This is a genomic window from Neobacillus ginsengisoli (assembly GCF_030813055.1).
Map to the genome: position 1 here is coordinate 481,637 of NZ_JAUSTW010000004.1, position 20,900 is coordinate 502,536.

The 20,900-nt window shown below is 36.2% G+C and carries 16 protein-coding genes and 1 pseudogene; 5 read left to right on the forward strand and 12 right to left on the reverse strand.

What is annotated here, in order from left to right; genetic code table 11:
• Nucleotides 1-528 precede the first annotated feature (528 nt).
• From J2S10_RS14740 to J2S10_RS14750, 3 genes are all read right to left on the reverse strand, one after another.
• On the reverse strand, nucleotides 529-1,821 hold the full coding sequence (locus J2S10_RS14740) for a Glu/Leu/Phe/Val family dehydrogenase (RefSeq protein WP_307409042.1): 1,293 nt from the start codon (nucleotides 1,819-1,821) through the stop codon (nucleotides 529-531).
• A gap of 134 nt (nucleotides 1,822-1,955) precedes the next feature.
• Entirely contained in the window at nucleotides 1,956-3,590 is a 1,635-nt protein-coding gene (locus J2S10_RS14745; protein WP_307409044.1) for an APC family permease, read from the reverse strand.
• 28 nt (nucleotides 3,591-3,618) lie between these two features.
• Complete coding sequence (locus J2S10_RS14750) at nucleotides 3,619-4,599, reverse strand: glutaminase (protein ID WP_307409264.1); 981 nt, start codon at nucleotides 4,597-4,599, stop codon at nucleotides 3,619-3,621.
• A gap of 407 nt (nucleotides 4,600-5,006) precedes the next feature.
• On the opposite strand from J2S10_RS14750, the gene J2S10_RS14755 reads away from it, so the two are divergent.
• Both J2S10_RS14755 and J2S10_RS14760 read left to right on the forward strand, forming a co-directional pair.
• Nucleotides 5,007-6,326, forward strand: coding sequence for a sensor histidine kinase (locus J2S10_RS14755; RefSeq protein ID WP_307409045.1), 1,320 nt, complete (start codon nucleotides 5,007-5,009; stop codon nucleotides 6,324-6,326).
• A gap of 4 nt (nucleotides 6,327-6,330) precedes the next feature.
• Nucleotides 6,331-7,266 (forward strand): response regulator, encoded by a 936-nt coding sequence (locus J2S10_RS14760; RefSeq protein WP_307409047.1) that lies wholly within the window; start codon nucleotides 6,331-6,333, stop codon nucleotides 7,264-7,266.
• A gap of 239 nt (nucleotides 7,267-7,505) precedes the next feature.
• Here J2S10_RS14760 and J2S10_RS14765 read toward each other — a convergent pair.
• From J2S10_RS14765 to J2S10_RS14805, 9 genes and pseudogenes are all read right to left on the reverse strand, one after another.
• Nucleotides 7,506-8,960: pseudogene (locus J2S10_RS14765) on the reverse strand (MFS transporter); the annotation flags it as partial.
• A gap of 292 nt (nucleotides 8,961-9,252) precedes the next feature.
• Nucleotides 9,253-9,567 carry a thioredoxin family protein gene (locus tag J2S10_RS14770; RefSeq protein ID WP_307409049.1) on the reverse strand — a complete coding sequence of 105 codons (315 nt, stop codon included), beginning with the start codon at nucleotides 9,565-9,567 and terminating at the stop codon, nucleotides 9,253-9,255.
• A 299-nt stretch (nucleotides 9,568-9,866) separates the two neighbouring features.
• Complete coding sequence (locus J2S10_RS14775) at nucleotides 9,867-10,658, reverse strand: J domain-containing protein (protein WP_307409051.1); 792 nt, start codon at nucleotides 10,656-10,658, stop codon at nucleotides 9,867-9,869.
• A gap of 339 nt (nucleotides 10,659-10,997) precedes the next feature.
• Complete coding sequence (locus J2S10_RS14780; RefSeq protein ID WP_307409053.1) at nucleotides 10,998-11,768, reverse strand: L,D-transpeptidase family protein; 771 nt, start codon at nucleotides 11,766-11,768, stop codon at nucleotides 10,998-11,000.
• Nucleotides 11,769-12,076: 308 nt separating this feature from the next.
• A complete protein-coding gene (locus tag J2S10_RS14785) occupies nucleotides 12,077-13,312 on the reverse strand; it encodes an ATP-binding protein (RefSeq protein ID WP_307409055.1) in 1,236 nt (411 codons plus the stop codon).
• Nucleotides 13,313-13,729: 417 nt separating this feature from the next.
• A complete protein-coding gene (locus J2S10_RS14790) occupies nucleotides 13,730-14,584 on the reverse strand; it encodes an alpha/beta fold hydrolase (protein WP_307409057.1) in 855 nt (284 codons plus the stop codon).
• 236 nt (nucleotides 14,585-14,820) lie between these two features.
• Complete coding sequence (phaC, locus tag J2S10_RS14795; RefSeq protein ID WP_307409059.1) at nucleotides 14,821-15,897, reverse strand: class III poly(R)-hydroxyalkanoic acid synthase subunit PhaC; 1,077 nt, start codon at nucleotides 15,895-15,897, stop codon at nucleotides 14,821-14,823.
• Between the two features lie 79 nt (nucleotides 15,898-15,976).
• Nucleotides 15,977-16,720: an acetoacetyl-CoA reductase gene (phbB, locus tag J2S10_RS14800; protein ID WP_307409062.1), complete on the reverse strand. Its 744-nt coding sequence runs from the start codon at nucleotides 16,718-16,720 to the stop codon at nucleotides 15,977-15,979.
• A 90-nt stretch (nucleotides 16,721-16,810) separates the two neighbouring features.
• On the reverse strand, nucleotides 16,811-17,215 hold the full coding sequence (locus tag J2S10_RS14805) for a hypothetical protein (protein WP_307409064.1): 405 nt from the start codon (nucleotides 17,213-17,215) through the stop codon (nucleotides 16,811-16,813).
• Between the two features lie 479 nt (nucleotides 17,216-17,694).
• Here J2S10_RS14805 and fabG point away from each other — a divergent pair, with 479 nt between their 5' ends.
• The 3 genes from fabG to J2S10_RS14820 all read left to right on the forward strand — a co-directional run bounded on the left by fabG (nucleotide 17,695) and on the right by J2S10_RS14820 (nucleotide 20,784).
• A complete protein-coding gene (gene fabG / locus J2S10_RS14810) occupies nucleotides 17,695-18,429 on the forward strand; it encodes a 3-oxoacyl-ACP reductase FabG (RefSeq protein WP_307409065.1) in 735 nt (244 codons plus the stop codon).
• A 747-nt stretch (nucleotides 18,430-19,176) separates the two neighbouring features.
• On the forward strand, nucleotides 19,177-20,364 hold the full coding sequence (locus tag J2S10_RS14815) for an acetyl-CoA C-acetyltransferase (RefSeq protein ID WP_307409067.1): 1,188 nt from the start codon (nucleotides 19,177-19,179) through the stop codon (nucleotides 20,362-20,364).
• A 216-nt stretch (nucleotides 20,365-20,580) separates the two neighbouring features.
• Nucleotides 20,581-20,784: a hypothetical protein gene (locus tag J2S10_RS14820; protein WP_307409069.1), complete on the forward strand. Its 204-nt coding sequence runs from the start codon at nucleotides 20,581-20,583 to the stop codon at nucleotides 20,782-20,784.
• Nucleotides 20,785-20,900 lie beyond the last annotated feature (116 nt).

The following is a 20,900-nucleotide window of genomic DNA, read 5'->3' on the forward strand; positions in this document are numbered from 1 at the left end:
GTTTGAAGATTGGTTGAAAGGTATGCCTAGGAATATTGTAAGAGGAAAAGGAAATAGTTCATATTAAAGATGATGGTTTATTTTATGATTTTCAGTATTCTCCCAATCAATTACTCTTTAATGAAATAAAATCTGATAGGAATACTGAAACATCTCTAATCCTAATAGGACATGCATTAGACAAAAAACTAATCCAAAATTATTATGAGTCTTCCCAACTTTTCAAAGTAAATGTGTAATGGTGTGTATCTCTATAAAAAGAATGCACCCGAATAAAGGGATCCTTTATTCGGGTGCATTCTTTTGTTCATAACTTTCAAGTAAAAACCTATTATTTTATTAAACTAAACAATAATCATTAAAGTAAATTATCTCAGTAAGGATTTTACAGCCTTGAATTTTTCCGAAAGCTTCTTTTGCTTCTTTTTCAGTGTCAAACTCAAACATGTTAAGGTTGTTTTTTGAATGGACAGTGATGATCCACACGAAAATTGACTCCTTCCATAAAGTAATAGAAAATCTTATATTTTATACCCAGCCCCGGTAATGCGAAGCTTCTGCCACTTTTCTGATTCCAACCATATATGCTGCTAAACGCATATTAACCTGATGGGACTGTGCTGTTTGATAAATAGTTTCAAAAGAACCGACCATTACTTTTCGTAATTTTTCAGCAACCTCTTCCTCTGACCAATAATATCCTTGATTATTTTGAACCCATTCAAAGTATGATACGGTGACACCACCGGCACTTGCCAGTATATCCGGAACAAGGAGGACGCCTTTTTCATCCAAAATTTTTGTTGCTTCAAGAGTTGTAGGCCCATTTGCTGCCTCTACTATAATCGAAGCTTTTATTCGATCGGCGTTTTGTGCCGTAATTTGGTTTGAAATGGCAGCAGGTACAAGAATGTCACATTCTTTTTCAAGTAATTCTTGATTCGTAATAACATTCTTAAATAAAGGGGTTACTGTGCCAAAACTATCACGTCGATCTAGTAAATAATCAATATCAAGCCCTTCTGAATCATAAAGTGCACCATGAGCATCCGAAATACCAACCACTTTCGCTCCAGCATCATGCATGAATTTGGCCAAAAAGCTTCCTGCATTCCCAAAACCTTGAATCACAATACGAGCATCTTGTAAGTTAATGTTTTTTTTCTTTACCGCTTCTTCGATACATATTGTTACACCGCGAGCTGTTGCCGTTTCACGGCCTTGTGACCCTCCTAAAACAAGGGGTTTCCCCGTAATGAAACCGGGAGAATCGAATTCACGAAGGCGGCTGTACTCATCCATCATCCATGCCATGATTTGAGAGTTTGTATACACATCAGGTGCCGGTATATCTTTTGTAGGGCCGACAATTTGGCTGATGGCACGAACATAACCACGACTCAATCTTTCCAATTCTCCAAACGACATGTTTCTTGGGTCACACCTTATGCCGCCTTTTCCACCGCCGAAAGGAAGATTTGCAATCCCGCACTTTAAACTCATCCAAACTGACAAGGCTTTTACCTCTTCTTCATCCACATCAGGATGGAAGCGTACGCCTCCTTTTGTCGGACCTACTGAATCATTATGTTGGGAACGATAACCGGTAAATACTTTTACCGTACCGTCATCCATTTTAACTGGTATACGAACAGTCAGCATTCGGAGAGGCTCTTTTAATAATTCAAATAATTCATTTGAAAAATCTAATTTATTCAACGCCTCTTTTATGACTGTTTGTGTTGAAAGAAATAAATCCAATGATTCCTTTTCTTTTTTTTGTTTCTCGGATAAGCTCTCTATAGTCTTTGTCAATGACATTATATCACCCCATAATTAGAATTATAATAGTATCCTATCCATCGGTTTATGAGTGGATTTTTTAATCACCCTATAAAATCACAATGGAGGAATCATATTTTTACAGAATTCGAAGATTACATTCAATCTGATTTTTATACAGCTGTTTCTTTATATGGTTCTGATGTAATTTCTTCCTCTCTTACTCTCATTTCTTCATTCACCTTGCAGGCTTCTTGCAGATATTCTGTTTCAAACCCGCTTTTTAAACCCCAAACATAAAATACAAGAGAAAGACCTGAAATGATGAGCATATCCCAACCATATGGAATGATGTTTTTTCCGCCAAACTTTTCACTTCCTAAGTACGAAACTAGCATCATACATAATAAGTAAATAACCATCCAAAGCCCTGCTCGGAAGTTCTTTCGGAATCCCTTCCATTTCACTTTTGCTTGATAATAAAAGTAAATAGGTAGACCGCCCATAATAATGAATAATACCTCTCCAGTTAGAGGCCATCGCGCCCAATATAGAGTTAAAGAAGCGAAGACAAACCCGCATGGTGCAATGATACTTAGTCCTTTTAAACGTAATGGCCGATACAAAAGCTTACCGGTACGTCTTAAGGTCATAACAGTAACAGGCCCGGTAATATAGGATATTAGGGTAGCAACTGAAATAACCTCTGCCAATGTTCCCCATCCTCTAAATATGAACAAAAATAGTAAAGATACAGCTAAGTTTAGAAACATGGCTGGACGCGGGATACCATAAATAGGATGAAGTTTTCCGAACACTTTTGGCAAATATTCATTTTTTTGCATCCCATATATCATCCGTGATGTTGTAGCTGTATAGGTTATTGCTGTACCGGAAGGAGAAATAAAAGCATCGGAATATAATATAATAACCAGCCAATTTAGATTTAGAGCGATTGCCAAGTCAGCAAACGGGGAATTGAAATTTAACTGATGCCAGCCGTGAACAAGCAGTGAAGGATCCACAGATCCAATAAAAGCAACCTGCAATAAAACGTAAATAACGGTTGCAATCAGAACGGATCCGATTACAGCAATAGGGATAGAACGACTTGGATTCTTTACCTCACCAGCCATATTTATCGGACTTTGAAAACCATTAAATGCAAAAATAATACCTGAAGTTGCTACAGCAGTAAATACACTCGCCCAACCATTGGGTGCTACGCTATGATGGTACGTAAAGTTCCCACTATGGAAACCGGCAAATAGAAGTGCGCCAATCGTAAGTCCAGGGATAATAATCTTGAATATGGTAATGAAAGAGTTCGCTTTTGAAAAAAAGCTAACCGTCCAGAAATTGATGAAAAAATAAATAATTAGTAATAAAGAAGCAATACCTAAGCCTTTTCCTGTTAGACTTCCGTTTAACACTAGACCATGTGTCCACTGGGCCCATTTCCAAGGAAGTGAACTCATATATTGAACAGAAGCGATTGCCTCAACCGGAATTACAGAGACAATTGCAATCCAGTTTGCCCATCCTGCAAGAAACCCGATAAAAGAACCATGGGAGTACTGTGTATATTTAACCATCCCCCCGGCTTCAGGGAACATGGAGCCTAATTCACTATAAGATAGTGCAATAAATAAAATGACTATCATACCGATAATCCAGGAGAAAATAGCAGCCGGTCCAGCAATTTGTGCAGCTCTCCATGCTCCGAATAACCACCCTGATCCAATAATAGACCCCATCCCTACCATTGTTAATGCAAACGTACCCATCCGTCTTTGCAATTTATTCATCTATTCAACCTCTTTCATGTAAGACGTTTTAGAAAATACTTAGATCCCATTCTTTTGCTATATGTTTCAATAACATAACACCCGTCAGACTATTACCATACTCATCAATAGCCGGTCCATAAATACCGATACCACATCCATCTTGAAAAGGCAGTTCTCTTTTAATTCCCGGGGGAACTAATGTTAAAATTCCTCCAGACACTCCACTTTTGGCTGGCACCCCAACAAACGCTGCAAATTTACCTGAAGCATTGTACATTCCACACGTAAGCATTAAGGCTTTGGTAAGCCTAGCCACATTTTTAGGAAAAACTTGTTCTTTTTGAATCGGATGATATCCATCGGACGCAAGAATCATTCCAATCAAAGCTATATCTTCTGTGTTTACTTCTATAGAACATAGCTTTAGATAAACCTCTAATGCTTCTTCCACCTCCGATTCCAAAAAACCCGTCTCTTTTAAATAGTAAGCTAAAGCTCTATTTCGATGGGCCGTCTTCCATTCTGATTGGAACACTTCCTCATTGATTCTCGGACGTTTCCCTATCATTTTTTCAATTAATTCGTAAACAAACTCTAATTTAGCCCGTGATGATTCTCCTGGGAGCAGTGAAGCGATGGTAATTGCTCCAGCATTGATCATGGGGTTAAACGGCTTTCCCGGTTTATGCATTTCTAACCGAATAATGGAGTTGAAGGCATCCCCGGTTGGTTCCACATCGACCCGATCTAACACATAGGGAATCCCACGACTTATACAAGCAGCTATAAAGCTGATCACTTTTGAGATACTTTGCAAAGTAAAAGGGACTTGCCAATCCCCTGACTTTATCACTGATCCCTTTGGTCCTACTATACAAATACCTAACTGTGATGGGTCTGCCTTTCCCAAAGCAGGAATATAGCTGGCACATCGTCCTTCAGTGGCATAGGAACGATAATGTCTCACCCATTCATCTACGCAATCCATTCTTGGATACTGGATTTGATCTTTATCTTCTTTTTTAATCCCTTGAACCAAACTCTTCTAATCCTCCTTCACTATTTTCAATTTATTACAAAAGAGCATTTTGGCATTTGAGTCCCAATTTGGTAACTTCAGATTAATACTATCTTTTCAATTAATGCCTTAAAAACTACAGACTATTTCAAAAACTTTTCCTAGGTTTACCTAACCCTCTCTTTCTAAAAAATTGTTTAATGAAACGATACATAATAAGAACTAAGAAAACGCTTTCTTTTTTAAAAAGAAAGCTAAAATTAATTCTATATTCTGAACTACAAAAGAAAACAAAAAACTACAGAAAATTTTTAATTTTTCTTATAATTTTTTTTTAACAAGGTCGGATATAAGATAAAGTAAGGATTGTGTTAAGACGAATCTAACTGTATACTGTTTTTCAGACAAATTAGGAAGTGACATTCATGATCATCAACCCTTTAATGAAAAAAGACATCTTCATTCTTATTTTGATGATGGTAACGGTCCCAATAGCAGGTGAATTAAACTTTTATCCGATTAATGAAACCTTTCGGATCAGTTTTGCTGTACCGACATTTCTATTCTTTTTGTTATTGTTCCGAAAAATCCCAGTAGTTTTGCCTGGTTTATTGACAGCTATACTTGTTGTCGGATTTCGTATTCTAATTGAATGGATCAAACAGGAGAATTTTAATTGGAACGCCTCTTTTGAATCCAATTTTTCTAGTTTTTTCTTTTATTTGGCATATTCCTGTTTCTTTTATTTGGCAAAGGTCTCCCGTTTTAATAACCGACTTATTATAATTGGATTTATCGGCATCACAATCGAAATATTGTCTGATATAGTAGAGTTAACAATGCAATATTTCGTACTAGGAACAACAATTAAGTTAGCAGCACTGAGCGATATACTGATTATTGCAATTTCTCACAGCTTTATTGTTCTCAGCTTTTTCACTATGATCAAACTGTATGAAGCGCAGGCAAGAGAAAGACAAATTAGAAAACAAAATGAACACATGCTCATGCTAATTTCCAATTTATATGAAGAATCCATACATTTAAAAAAAACGCTGGTAAATGCTGAAAACATCACAAAAAAATCATACGATCTATACAAAAGCCTAAACGGTTTGAAAAACGAATGGATGACTGCCGATTCTATCGAGGAAATCCGTAAAAAGGCATTGAAAATCGCCGGGGAAGTTCATGAAATAAAAAAGGATAACCAACGTATTTTTGCAGGACTTTCAAAACTCATATCCGTTGAAAGTTTTACAGATTATATGAACCTGCACGAACTTGTTTCCATTATTAAACGTACAAATGAGAAATATTCCAGTTTACTAGGAAAAGATATTCAAATTTTGTATTCAATTAAAGGAGATCATCCTCATTACCATGTTTTTACCCTTTTATCGATCATAAATAATATCGTTACAAACGCAGTAGAAGCAATAAATGATGTGGGAACCATTACGATTAACATTGAAAGGAAACAGAAATCGATTGAATTCCGAATAGGAGATAACGGCCCAGGTGTTGCGCCGAAGCATAAAAATTTAATTTTCAAACCTGGGTTTACTTCTAAATACGATCGTTCCGGAAATCCATCAACTGGTATGGGATTATCCTTTATAAAAGATATAGTCAAACAACTTGAAGGTGATATTACCGTAGAGGATAGGATAGGCGGACCAGGATCGATTTTCATTATTACATTGCTAGTTGATCATTTAATTGAGAAAGGGTGATTCGATGCTTTTTTATTTAACAGACGATGATGAAGCAGTTCGTTCGATGTTGGCCCAAATCATCGAGGACGGTGGGTTAGGAGAAGTTGCCGGGGAAGCAGAAGATGGCTCATTATTAGATGGAAACATGCTAAACATGCTAAACATAGATATTTTATTAATAGATTTGTTAATGCCAATTCAAGACGGGCTTGAAACGATTCGTCAAATTAAACCCTTATTCAATGGGAAAATCATCATGATATCTCAAGTAGAATCGAAAGAGTTGATTGGTGAAGCCTATTCACTCGGCAGTGAGTACTATATAACAAAACCGATCAACAGGATCGAAGTAATGGCTGTTATTCAAAAAGTCATTGAACGAATCCGATTAGAAAAATCGATACAAGATATTCACAAATCACTCAATTCCGTGCTTAACTTAGATAACCCGCAAGATAAGCAACAAAAATCCTTCAACGGAAAAAATATAAGAATTTCCGGCCATGTTTTATTATCTGAATTAGGGATTGCCGGTGAAAACGGGAGTAAAGATTTATTAGATATGTTGGATTATTTATATCAAAATGAACAAGTTCAGGCGTTAAATCAAGGGATTCCTACCCTTAAAGAAATTTTTGTCTATCTGGCTCAAAAACGACTTGGAAATTCCGCAACAGAGTCAGAGTTAAAAAAAGAAATAAAAGCTTCTGAACAACGGGTGCGCCGAGCTATTTATCAATCATTGAATCATTTGGCGTCCCTCGGGCTTGCAGATTTTTCAAATTGGAAGTTTGAAACTTATGCTTCAAAGTTTTTTGATTTTACATCCGTGAGGAAAAAGATGACGGAAATAAAAAATGGCTCAACACCATCCACCTCACTTACTCGCATTAATACGAAAAAATTCATTCAAGTTCTTTATTTTGAAGCTCAACGTGTTCATTCAGATTCTCAATAACTAATCTCGAAGCGGTTATTATAAATGACGTAACCGCCCCAAAAGCCCCAATCGAAAGCAACCGGAGGAATTAACCAAAGAAGTGCATGAGATCTTTTTAGTATCCAGGGAGCTATATTTGCGATTGGGGCAAATATTTATTTAATTGAATAATCGTTTCTTTTATATTTTGAGGAATTTTGGAATGTAAGAATAAATAAATCGCATTTGTAGTAAAAAATTCGGAGGGATGCCAGACATCAAATAGGATGTTTGAGGGCACCCTCCTTTTTAGTATTTCGCAAAAAAGATGCTGCAATAGCAAATAAGGTTAGGAACAACATCATCAAAAATGCAATCCGATACCCAGTTACAATCAGGTGGGTATCTTCCTGTACAAGGTGCGCACCTGCCCCAGAGTAGATAGCCTTTTTTAAATGCAATGGCAATACACTTGTAACAATCATTAAGGATAATGCAGTACTAATGACAGCGCCCATATTTTGCAGCATAGAACGAATTCCGTTTGCCACCCCGCGTCTTTCGTGTGGAACAGTCAACATAATGGACTGCGTATTTGGCGTCTGGAACACACCTGTACCTATTCCGATTAGTAATTGTCCTAGACTTATCCAAAATAGTGATGCATGAATACCAATTTTCCATGTAAGTATAAGCATTCCAATACAAGTACCGAATAGACCTAAGGTTGACAACAACCGTGCACTGTATTTAGCAGTTAACATGCCGACAATGAGGGAACCAATCATCACCCCAATTGTGATAGGAACGACTTTGAGTCCTGCTGTAAATGGGTTTTCAAGGTCAACCACCTGATAAAAAAGAGCGATTAACAATACCACTGAGGAACGAGCCAGTGAATTAAAAAACGTGGCCAAATTGGCCATCGCGTACGGTCGATCATAAAAAAGAGAAAAATCTATCATAGGAAATTTTGCGTGCTTTTCTATCTGGAAAAAAAAGATTGCAAGAACCACAAATAAAATAACACCGGCAACCACCGGAAAGCTTAACCAACCGGCAACCCCCACTTCAGACAGAGCAAGTATTAACCCGCCCAGGCCAAAAAATGCTGTAATATTTCCCAGCCAATCCACTTTTTCTCCTTTTGCTTCTCCAGGAACAGCCCTTAATGTGAAGAACCCCCAGATTACTCCAACAATACCGACCGGAACATTGAACCAAAAAACCCAGCGCCAGCCTAAATGGTAAACCAAAAATCCCCCTACTACCGGTCCAATCAACGAAGCAATGGAAGCAACCAAAATATTAATACTTAATCCGGTACCAAGTTTCTTTGCAGGAAATGCATCCGTAATCAAAGGTGTTGTGTTTGTAATAATAAGAGCTCCCCCGAGTGCTTGTAAAGCACGCAATAGGATTAGTACCCAAACATTTGGTGCAAATCCACACAAAAAGCTAACAATGGTGAATTCACTCAATCCGAAAAGGTACATACCGCGCCGGCCAAATATATCAGCAATTTTTCCAAATACCAGTATGAATATCGTATTGACCAACATATATGAAAGCAAGATCCAATTGGATGCGACTCCGCTAGCATGAAAATGGTTCACTACCTCCGGTAAGGCAACATTCAAAGTGCTTAAGTTTAAAGTTGCCAGAAGAACGCCTAGACTCGTTACAGAGAGAAGGAGCCAAGGATAATATTTTTCTTTCATAAAACTTCTCCTTTGTCTAAGAACCGTATTGGTTTCCTATTTCTAGTTGATTTATATTTGATTGTTACTTACATTTTCCTATTAGGACTCACGTTGATATGATAACAACTTTTTTACCTATATAATTGATGGACTCGGGGAATCCAGTCCCCAACATTCAAAACACGGAAACAAAAGCAAATAAAATTAATAAAGGAGCCCACTGTTAACTTGGAGGCTCCCTAAAGAATTAATGTTAAGATTATATAAACAAAGAGTATTCTTTAATTGAATTCGCTAGAAAAGCTACGTAAAAAAAACGCAATTAAAGAGTGTTTAGGAATTCTCTTACTTGGTCTTCAGTTTTGGCGTTCGCACTATGCAAATGAGCCAATTTTTCACCATTTTTAAATACTAATAATGAAGGAATTCCCATTACATTTTGTTCCTCAGAAATTTCCGGAAACTCATCCCGGTCAATTTTAAACCATTGTTTATCTTGATTTTCTTCTACAATTTCGTCAATGAACATCCCTAATCGTTTGCAATCCGGACACCAATTAGTTGTAAATATACCAACGGTAAGATCATCTTTAGTGATTTGCTCACGATATTCCTGCTCAGTTTTAATTTGATTCATGTTCATTCTCCCTTATTTCATTGTAAAGTATTTACCTTCTTTATTGCGATTTTTGAAGATTGTGTCTTCCTCCTCTTATTCTTTCACCCAATGTTGGTTTTTATAAAAGGATTAAATTTAGCTTAACAAAATTTGTTCCTGAAGTCTGTTAATTTGCTTTCATCGTTGATAAATCCCTATGGAATATACTTGATTTAATTTCCAAGTATAAAAAAGCCGCCATGAAATATGAGCAGCTAATAAAATACAGATTTTATTTATCCAAAACGGTTGTAACCAAAATTTTCAGGCCGATTAATTTATTCCCCTTTAATACTATTTCTAAAAAAATCATAGTCGGTTTTAACGTAATGAAAAGCTGTTGCGTTTCCTCCGTGATCGGGGTGTGTTATTTTTAATAGGTTTTTATATCCTGCTAAAACTTCTTTATGGCTCGCCGCTTTTGAAAGTCCTAATTTTTGTCGATAATCAATCTTTTTAGGAGGAGATGAGGCCTGAGTCTTTTCAGGGTTACTTGTGTTTCCTTTAGAAAATTCTTCTTTTAATTTTAATAATTCATTGTGTAAATCAATATTCTCTTTTAGTAACTTTTTAGTTTCTCTTTGTAATTCACTTACCTCATTTTCTAGGATGACAATTTCTCTATTTAATTTATCTCTTTGCTGGGTTAAGGTATTTATTGAAGTCCTATGAAGCTGCTCGATCCCTTTTATATGCTCATCCTGTGCTTTTATTCTCACTTTTAATTGACAGATGATTTTATCCTGATCGGTTGAATTATTTAAAAGGCGCTTTGATGTTGTTTCAATTGGTCTATATTCGGGTTTTTGATTCCCTGTCCCAACGTTTTGAATCTTACCTTCACTCAGCCAGCGTTGGACAATTTGAACACCAAAACTTTCGGCTACACCTGCGTCCTTTAACATGTTATAAGCTTGATCTGTATCATCAAGTATGTAACCTGTTTTCTGAGGCCCTGTTCCCTCATAGTTAATCTTTCTTTCTCGCAGCCAACGTCTAACCGTTTGAATACTACTATCTTCTGTAAGTCCTGCTTCCTTTAACAATTCAAAAGCCTGATCTGTGTTCACAATGTTCCTCCTATCCCTCTTAATATCGGCTCACAGGATAGATAATCCCATTATTTTTTATTATTATAATATATGAGTTAAGGAATTAAGTGAATGGATAAAAAAGACTATCAGGGTATTCTTCTACTTACTATCGTTTTTGAAATTCAGAGAATTACTATCCGAGTTTAAAATTGGAAAATTCTATTTTCACGATATAAAAAACGCACTTGTGAAAATCACTGTGCGTTTTTGGATTTCTATATAATCTTTTTTAAAGAGACTGTTTGGCAATTGAAAACCATGGCCCTGACACGTATGTTCTAAAGAATCCCAAATCATGGTCCATAATTTCCTTAATTATTTAATTCCCAGGGCTTTTTTTGTTGCCGTTCCAACAATGCCGTCTATTGATAATTTACGAGCTTTTTGAAAATTACGGACTGCAATATCTGTGTTTAATCCAAAGATTCCATCTATCCCTTTTGTATTGTATCCAAGGGAGGTCAGCTTGCGCTGAAGCTCTTGAACAGCAGGACCCCGGCTTCCTCTTTTAAGGATTTCTCCACCTCCAGCAACAGGAACTGCAGGTGTACCAGGCCCCCCCGTTACTCTTAATCCATATGCTATTGCAATTGAGTTGAAGGATTTCCCCGAAGAAGTGATTATAACCGGAGTATTAATTGACACTTGATTGAATAGCCACTCTACCTCATTATCATACATTCGAATACAGCCACTGCTCACATACCCGCCAATTGAGCCGGGGTTGTTGTTCCCATGAATCGCATACGTTGTCCCCCATGTTCCACGGGCATTCAAACCAAGCCAGCGGTTACCGAGAGGATTGCGAGGGTCTCCTCCAGGGATGTGTCCCGTGTAGTAAGGTCTGTTCACAATTTTATTCACAATCTTAAACTTTCCTTCAGGTGTTAACGATTGACTTCTCCCTGTTCCGACCTTAAACTCTCTTTTCAACTGTCCGTTTTCATAGTAAGCAAGCCGGTTGTTTTCCTTGTTGATGATAATAAATTTGTCTCCTGAAGCCGCAAATCCTGACGGTACACCTAAAATAAAACTAGAAAGCATAAGAAAAGCAAAAACAAAAAGAATAAACCATTTTCTTGGCAATCTAATCCCTCCAAGGTGACATTCAAATCACTGACGATGTATCCTATGTTGGAGAGGATTGTCCACATTACAATTTTATTAAAAGGCATTTTGTAAACATTGTTATTTTAATTATTTTCAGGTCGATAGAATCGATTAATTGACGTATAGCCTGCCTTTACTTGCGGATATGCCGAGTTTGATATGTTTAGGGCAGTAAAAAAAGCTATTTCAAATAATATCCCCTTTCCTGCCCATAAAAAAAAGAAACTATCACATGATAGTTCCACTATTTATTATCTCATACTTCATAGTTTTGTATTAAACTGTTATACAGGAATGGATATAATAAAAGTGGTTCCATTCCCTTTTTCACTCTCTACTTCAATTTTTCCATTTACTTTATTAATCGTACTATAAACCATGAGCATTCCAAGACCCGTTCCTTCTTTTTTTGTAGAATAATAGGGTCTCCCTAATTGTAAAACTTCTTCCCTTGTCATTCCGACCCCAGTATCTTTTATTTTAATCACGATGTCTTTCTTTTGTTCCGAAACATCGATAGAAAGGATACCACCTTTTTCCTTCATCGCTTCAATTGCGTTTTTATATATATTGATTAAACACTGCTGTATTTGGTTTTTATCATACTGAATATTTAAAGTGTTATTAAAACTAAATTGAACGTCGACTTGATGTATGTTTGCATATGGAGTAATAATGTTTTTTACATACTCTGTTTCATCTTTTAGATTGGAATAAATCATGTTTTTACATTGAGGCTTTGCGAAAGCTAGAAAGTCACTAACTATCTTTTCGGCTCGATTTAATTCTAATAATGAAAACTCAATATACCTTTTATCTTCTTCCGTTAATGACTCTGATTTTTTTAATAGCTGTAGAAATCCGTTGGTTACGGTAAGCGGATTTCTGATTTCATGTGAAACACTAGCTGATAAATCACTCATAACATTTAATCTTTCCGACTGTAAAAAAGTTTCACGGGTATTAATATTAGCAATAATTTGTTCTATTAAAATCATAATGATTGCCATTGCGATTGTGTAAGTAATTAAAGCATTGATTGTTAATATCCAGAATTCCTTGTTTAATGCAGGTAATTGCAAGCCGAGGCTGGAAAGGTAGAGTATAATTGTTAGAAAAGAAACAAATACTGCACTCAAGATTTGTTTCTTAGAATTCTGTTTCAAAAATATTTTACTTAATAAAGGCACCAAAATGAAAATAACGGTAGAGAAAATAAGCGATTGAAAAATGCCATGTCCACCAATAAAAAACCGGTAGACATTTAACACGATATATAGCGGGAAGGTATATTTGTATCCCCCGTATAGTGCAACAATAAGAAAAGGAATATATCGTAAATCAAAAATAAATCCGATTTCCAATTTTATCGGAAATGCCATACAAAGAACCATTGAAATAGAAGAAAGGAATATATGTATGTAACTGTTATTTGTATGTAGTCTGTTTTCAAAGAATATTAGAAAAATCAAAACTGGAAAAAGAAGGAAAAGGAAATTCAATAGTAACGATTCTATCAATGCGGGACTCCTCTCGTAGCGTTTGTAAACTTAAAAAATAAACAGTTTAGCAATAATAGTCTAGATTAATAGTGTACTACACTATTGGATCTTCATACAATGACCGATCTGCTAACCTTCAGTCAGACGTGAATGTTCCCTTATTACTTTTCCCTCGGTATTACGCCAATAAAACAATTTTACCATTTTAAATCCTTTGTTATGTCTCTCCAGAGATGGGACGAATATTATGTCCGTATATAATTCAGAAAAAGAAAAAACACCTCCCACAATTTATAACTGAACCAACAGTTATACGGAAGACGCCCCTCTTTCAAAAATTTATTGAAAACACTCTTGATATTATAGTTTGGGATGCTTTTGTATACAATTTATTTCTTTTGCTATTAATAAGCGCAGAACCATAAATATGCCGATTTATTTTCGCAAAAAACTCTCTATAATGGAGATTTGTTCTTCTGTATTTAGTGCCGGAGCATGGCCTAAATTTGGAATCGTTACCATTTGACAGTTTGGTTTTTGCTCCATTTTTGCCGCTACATCAAGGGGCAAAACGTCTGATATTTCCCCTCGAATGAGGAGTATTTTCGATTGAATCGCTTCCCAATGATTCCATAAGTTTAAATCTTCTGTGTGCTGAAATTGCAAAGCAATTTTCGGGTCATAATCAGGACTAATCCCCCCCTCATCTCTTCTTCTGCAAGAATATCGGGTAAAATCATTCCATTCATCTTCATTAGTAAGTCCAAATGTGGCATAAATGGTCTTAAAATAATTCTTTAATTCAGTAAAGGTATTGAATTGTGGAGGATTCCCGACATAACTAATAATTCGTTTAATACCTTCAATATTTTGAACAGCATTGTCAGACGCTCCTGCTCCAATGTCATTTAATAGTAAATGGGTAATGCGATTTTGGTGAATCGGTGTTCCCGCAATGCGGATACCAATGGCTCCTCCCATTGAGGTTCCAACCCAACGGACTTGCTTTTTTCCTAAATGGTCTAATAATCCCATGGCTAAGTTACAGTAGTTTTCAAAACAATATTCCTTTTCAGGGGAAGTACTCCATTGGCTACTCCCCCGCCCAATCGTATCAGGACAAAGGATATGATATTCTCGGGCTAAATGGCGGGCTAAAATATCAAAGTCCCGCCCGTTCCGAGTCAAACCGTGCCAACAAACAACAGTTGGGTTCTGTGGATCTCCCCATTCTGTAAAATGAATTTCCATTCCATGAATTGTTTCAAATCTTGATTTAGGAGAAAACATAAAAACACCCCATTCAATGGATAAAATTTGTCTTTCCTTCTTGAGTGTTATCAGAAAATTGAATATAATTATCCATACCACTATTTTTATCTTCTTTTCTTGGAAAGAATCTTTAGTGTGCATGTATGGCACGGTAAGATAAATATACATAAAATAAAAATAAGTGCTCCAAACGGAATCGTATTGGAGCACTCACAAAGTATGAAAGGAATCATCACTAATTTATACTTATTTTTTTAATTAGACCGTTCAGCCAACCATTCGCTTATGGTTGGATATGTTATTTTTGAAGCTTGACTGCCAAATGTAATCGAGGTGTGACCAACTGGTAAATTTTTAAATTCTTTATCTTTACTGGATATAGCATCCATCAATGCTTCTACCATATGGGGTTGGGCAATAAGGTCGTTTTTTCCTGCTAAGTTGAGCACATTGGCTGTGATATTCTCTAGCTTGACCTTCTGACCGCGAATAACCAGTTCCCCTTTAATCAGCTTATTTTTTTGATAAAAATCTCTAATCCACTGACGGTACGCTTCACCCGGGAATGGAATACCGTCGTTTAACCATTTTTGCAGCAGTTTAAAGCTCTTTACGAATTTTTCATTATCAGCACGATCAACGAGACTAACAAATGGACCAAAGGTGTTTGCCATCGGTTTAATCATTTTGTTTCCAAAGTCTATCATTTCAGGTGGAATAACACCAAGTGTATCTACTACTTTATCAATATTAAAATAACGCTCATCCAACATAGCTCCGTATGAGCCCGTATTTTCAAAATCAAAAGGACTGGTCATAAAAATAAGATTGCGAATCGGAAGTTCAGGGTGTAGTGCAGCAAATATAGACGTCATTGTACCGCCCATGCAATAACCCAGGATAGACACTTCGTCAACATTCGATTTTTTCTTTACTTTTTGAACAGCACGCGGGATATAGTCCATGACAAAATCATCTAGTTTCATATTCCTATCTTCGTAACCCGGTGTACCCCAATCAAGGAGATAGACGTCAAAACCCTGATTAACCAGATACTCAATTAAACTCCCACCCTTTGTTAAATCTAATATGTAGGGTTTATTAATCAGAGCATAAATCAAAAGAAGCGGAATTTTATGTTTTCTTGGTTGTTCGGATATATACCGATACAGCTTCGTTTTATTCCTTGTCCAAACAACTTCTTTCGGTGTTGGTCCTACTTCCGGCTCGGCATCGGTCGTTAGTACTTGTGTTGCCTTGATTACACGATTAAAGGTCTGTTGATACTCCTGCGGAACTGAGTCGGCAAACTCTTTCCATTCTTTTTCCATAAGTATACTAATGACTGCTCACTCCTTACAAAATTTATTCATTCTTTACTTTATTTAGAGTCATGTACTTTCATGACATTTACATGTAAAGTCCGCCGTTAATATTTAATTGCTGACCGGTAATATAGTCACCATCTTTACATAAGTAAACAACACCACGTGCTACTTCTTCCGGTTTTCCTAAACGTTTTTGTGGAACCTTCGCTACAATTCCATCAAGGACTTTTTCAGGAATAGCCATGACCATTTCAGTTCCAATAAATCCAGGGCAAATTGCATTAACGGTTACATTACTTTTAGCAAGTTCAAGAGCCAGTGATTTTGTGTAACCAATCAATCCCGCTTTTGCTGCTGCATAGTTGGTTTGGCCAAACCCTCCAGCTTGTCCAATTATTGACGAAATGTTGATGATACGGCCTGCATCTGATTCAAGAAGGCTAGGTAAAGCAACAGAAGTAGTATTGAATACACTGTTTAAATTGACATCGATTACTTTTCTCCAGTCTTCTTCGCTTAGCTTTTTGAATGTGCTGTCTCTTGTAATTCCTGCATTATTGATTAGAATATCTAATCTACCGAAATGATTGACTGCTTCTTGTACAAGTTTTGCTGCATCTTCACTTTTTGAAACATCGGCTTGAACTGCATAAGCTTCCCCGCCAATTTCGTTTATTTCTGCAACCATTTTTTCTGCATGCTCTTTGCGGCTAACATAGTTAAGTACGATTTTCACGCCGTTTTTAGCTAATTCCATTGAAATAGCTGCACCAATTCCTCTGCTTCCACCTGTTACAATTGCTACTTTGTCTTTTAATTCAGTCATTTTTGCACACCTCATCTAATGTAGTTTTAAAAATAATGTAAATTTAGTATCGTCAATTTGTTTCACTCTGACTTTTTGTGTAAAACGATTCTATTTGGTACCTTCTGAAGATTTCAGCATAGTAAGAATTTGATTCATTTTATTATCTAAATTTTTCATATCCTTTTTTAAATCGTTCAATTCACGTTGAAATGATCCCGGATTTCCTTGCTTATCCTTTGTTTCTTCTAATAATTCTTCTAAACTATCAACTTTTGCATCGATATCGACAAGCTGCGAAGAAAGGTTAGCAATGTCATTTCGAGATGGAACATTCGCAAATTGTAAATAACGTTCAGTTGTTTCATCCATCAGTTTTTTAACTTGTAGATTCATGTCCAACATCTGCCCAAGCCCTTGGGAAGGAAAGGACTCAATCATTTTCTCATCAAAAAAATTACTGGACTGTGAATAAAAATCTTTCCAAATTTCCATTAAGTTATAGTCTTTGCTCACTTTTTTTTCCTCCTAGATTTCTTTATCACCTTTTTTATCATACTAACAACCAAGGAACATTAAAAGAATAAACATTAAAAATTATCAAAAAATATTATTGCAATTTTCGACAAATCTCTACCTTTCCTGTAATTTACACTTATAGACTTTCCAGATAGAATGCGGGTTTATACCATGAGCATCGCTATCAAAAGCAATTGAAAAACAAAATTTTTGAATCGTTTATCTTTCCAAAGTTCTTTTTTTGTTATCTATAGAATAGTATTAGATAGCAAATGGATAACACTTGTTTTGAAGAATGGTTGTTTGTTTGGTTGGATTCTGTGCTGCAAAAAAATCTTTATCGATTATCCTACAAAACTCGACAATTTGTGATTCCTTGAGATGGTTCTTTCGTTCAAAAATTAGACAAATATTTGTCTGAATGCTGATCCACTTATGTGTTCTGGATGAATGGATTTCAAAAAGAGGTGAGAATTTTGAGGTTTTCTGAAAAAGTTGTTTTAATTACAGGCGGTGCACAAGGGATTGGAAAAGCGACAGCTAAAAAATTTCTCCAAGAAGGGGCAAGTGTTGTTATATGCGATTATGATGAATCTGCCGGTAAGGCTGCATTAAAAGAATTGAATAATGAAAAAGTAGACTTCTTTAAAGTTAATGTAACGGAAAGCTCCCAAATAGAAGAAATGATTCAATTAATTGTCGAAAAGCACGGCAGACTTGATATATTAATTAACAATGCCGGTATTACACTTGATGGTTTTCTAACAAAGATGCAGGAATCTGATTGGGAAAAAGTCATTTCCGTAAACCTATCAGGTGTTTTTAAATGCACAAAGGCTGTAGCACCACTTATGTTAAAACAGGGGTCGGGTGTTATTCTTAACGCATCTTCCGTAATCGGTTTATACGGGAATATCGGGCAAACGAATTATGCTGCGACAAAGGCCGGAGTAATTGGACTGACAAAAAGTTGGGCGAAGGAATTTGGGCCTAAGGGGATCAGGGTCAATGCAGTTGCCCCTGGTTTCATTGAAACCGGCATGACTGCAGCGGTACCGGAAAAGGTCTTAAATTTGATGAAGGAAAAAACCCCACTTAAGAGACTTGGAAAACCGGAAGATATTGCTTCTGCCTACCTATTTTTAGCTTCAGAGGATGCAAATTATATAAACGGTACTGTTTTAAGTGTGGATGGCGGGTTAGTTATTTAGATTAGAATGGTACCAGTACCTTGATTCCAATTGAAAGTGTTATTCCCGACAGACACATCCAGCCAAAAAAAATCGATTATGGGAGAAAACATCAATAATTGATGATTTTCTCCTTTTTTCTTTTGGCTGTTTTCGAAAACATTGTTGTTTTACAAAACTAAAATAAGTTCAGGTCGAGAGGAAGGATTAATTGAGATATAGCCAGCCTTTACTGGCGGATATGCCGATTTCATTTGCGGATAGCTGCTTTCTATTTCAAAAAGCCATAATCTTTAAGAATAGAGCCTTTCTTTTTAAGGAAAATCACTATTTGTATATTACCATTTCCTCCTGTTGAATTGCTTTCAGGGATGGTAGAAAAAGGTATCCTAAAATAAAGATATTCGTTCCCCAAGAACTTTTTCTACAAATTTCGCTAAAATATTATAAAATTTAACAAAAACCATTTTTACATTTTATGGATAAAATTTAGTTATTAATTGTTATCCAAAGGTCGAAATCATTATTGAATTTACACTTACTTTCCTTTACAGCCGTAGATTTTCCAACTCGAAGTATTAAACAGAAAAAATACACCTCTCCTTTCATTTGAAAAAACAAATGAATTTTATAACACAATAAACTATTAAAGCAATAAAGCGAAAACTCCGAATTTGTCGAATTATCGCTAAAAAAAAAGCCTCAAAATGTAGTATCATATGTGAGGAATTATTCATAATTTAATAAATCATTTTGGAGGAGATTCAAATGACAGTGAACGAAATTGTAATTGTTAGTGCGGTTAGAACACCGATTGGAAGTTTTCTAGGTAGTTTACAAAATGTTTCAGCAACAGATCTAGGGGCTACTGTAATAAAAGAGGCTATTCAAAGAGCCGGAATCACTCCTAATGATGTAGATGAAGTTATTATGGGGAACGTTTTACAAGCAGGAGCAGGACAAAATCCGGCAAGACAAGCTTCCCTTGCAGCAGGTGTGCCTCAAGAAGCACCGGCTATGACGATTAATAAGGTCTGTGGATCAGGGTTAAAAGCTGTACACTTAGCAACCCAAGCTATTCTTGCAGGGGAAGCAGAAGTTGTTGTTGCAGGCGGAATGGAAAATATGAGTCAAGCTCCTTATTTGCTAAAAGGCGGCCGTAATGGATTTAAGATGGGAGATCAAAAAATATTAGATAGCATGATTCAGGACGGATTATGGTGTGCAGAAAATGACTATCATATGGGAATTACAGCTGAAAATCTTGCTGAAAAATATGAAATCTCACGTGATGAACAAGATGAATTTTCTGCATGGAGCCAACAAAAGGCTCAAGCTGCGATTGAATCAAATCGCTTTGCTGAAGAAATTGTCCCTGTAGAAGTACCTGGGCGAAAAGGACAAGTAACAGTGTTCAGCCAAGATGAATTCCCACGTTTTGGAACTACAGCAGAGGGCTTAGGAAAACTTCGTCCTTCATTTAAAAAGGATGGGACTGTTACAGCTGGTAATGCTTCAGGAATTAACGATGGTGCTGCTGCTTTTGTCGTTATGAGTCGTAAAAAAGCAGAGGAATTAAACATTAAACCATTAGTAATCATTAAAGCAAACGCGACAGCCGGTGTGGACCCAAGTATTATGGGAATTGGTCCTGTCCCAGCTGTAAAAAAAGCTCTTAAAACTGCTTCACTATCATTAGAAGACATTGATTTAATTGAGGCTAACGAGGCATTTGCCGCCCAATCGATTGCAGTAGACCGCGAACTGCATTTTAATAAGGAAAAGTTAAATGTAAATGGCGGTGCAATTGCTCTAGGTCACCCAATTGGTGCCAGTGGAGCAAGAATTTTGGTGACTTTAATTCATGAAATGAAGAAAAGAGAAAACCGCTATGGTTTAGCTACGTTATGTGTCGGCGGAGGACAAGGTGTAGCAACGATTATTGAAAATGCCTAATTTCCCAATTAAAAATTAAAAATTAAATAAAAAAACGAGGCCTTTTAATTCAATAGGTCTCGTTTTTTCTATTTCAGCCCTCTTCTCTAATTATCGTAAAATTTAAAAAAATGTCACTAATATCACTTCTATTTGGAAATGTTCGACTTATACTAATATTAAAGGGAGGATTTAATATTTTAACCCCCCTAACATTCAGAAGGGAGGTCCTTATTCATGTCATTCACTGATTTTCATGATATCTATCGGATATGTAGTGATTATGATGAAGCTGGGCTATCAGGAGACATGATAAAATTTGGAATCGATAAGTTATCTAGTGATTCGGTTACGGATTCGCTAATAACACGTTCCAATCGTTGGTGGGAATATGTAGAGAAAGAAATTCTAAAAGAAAATAAAGAAAGTGTCCGTATATAAATATCCCTTAGAAAAGCAGGTAAATTGAATGAATCAGCCCTTGTTTGTGCCATAGCTAGAGTAAACAAGGGCTTTTAATTCATGAACTAAAAAAATTGGAGAACATTTTGACAACA

What these genes read in the sequence shown, in the direction of transcription:
- J2S10_RS14770 (WP_307409049.1), bottom strand. Translation starts at nt 9,567, where the DNA reads ATGAATCAAATTAAAACTGAGCAGGAATATCGTGAGCAAATCACTAAA.
- J2S10_RS14745 (WP_307409044.1), bottom strand. Translation starts at nt 3,590, where the DNA reads ATGAATAAATTGCAAAGACGGATGGGTACGTTTGCATTAACAATGGTA.
- J2S10_RS14740 (WP_307409042.1), bottom strand. Translation starts at nt 1,821, where the DNA reads ATGTCATTGACAAAGACTATAGAGAGCTTATCCGAGAAACAAAAAAAA.
- phaC (WP_307409059.1), bottom strand. Translation starts at nt 15,897, where the DNA reads ATGGAAAAAGAATGGAAAGAGTTTGCCGACTCAGTTCCGCAGGAGTAT.
- J2S10_RS14790 (WP_307409057.1), bottom strand. Translation starts at nt 14,584, where the DNA reads ATGTTTTCTCCTAAATCAAGATTTGAAACAATTCATGGAATGGAAATT.
- phbB (WP_307409062.1), bottom strand. Translation starts at nt 16,720, where the DNA reads ATGACTGAATTAAAAGACAAAGTAGCAATTGTAACAGGTGGAAGCAGA.
- J2S10_RS14815 (WP_307409067.1), top strand. Translation starts at nt 19,177, where the DNA reads ATGACAGTGAACGAAATTGTAATTGTTAGTGCGGTTAGAACACCGATT.
- J2S10_RS14820 (WP_307409069.1), top strand. Translation starts at nt 20,581, where the DNA reads ATGTCATTCACTGATTTTCATGATATCTATCGGATATGTAGTGATTAT.
- J2S10_RS14760 (WP_307409047.1), top strand. Translation starts at nt 6,331, where the DNA reads ATGCTTTTTTATTTAACAGACGATGATGAAGCAGTTCGTTCGATGTTG.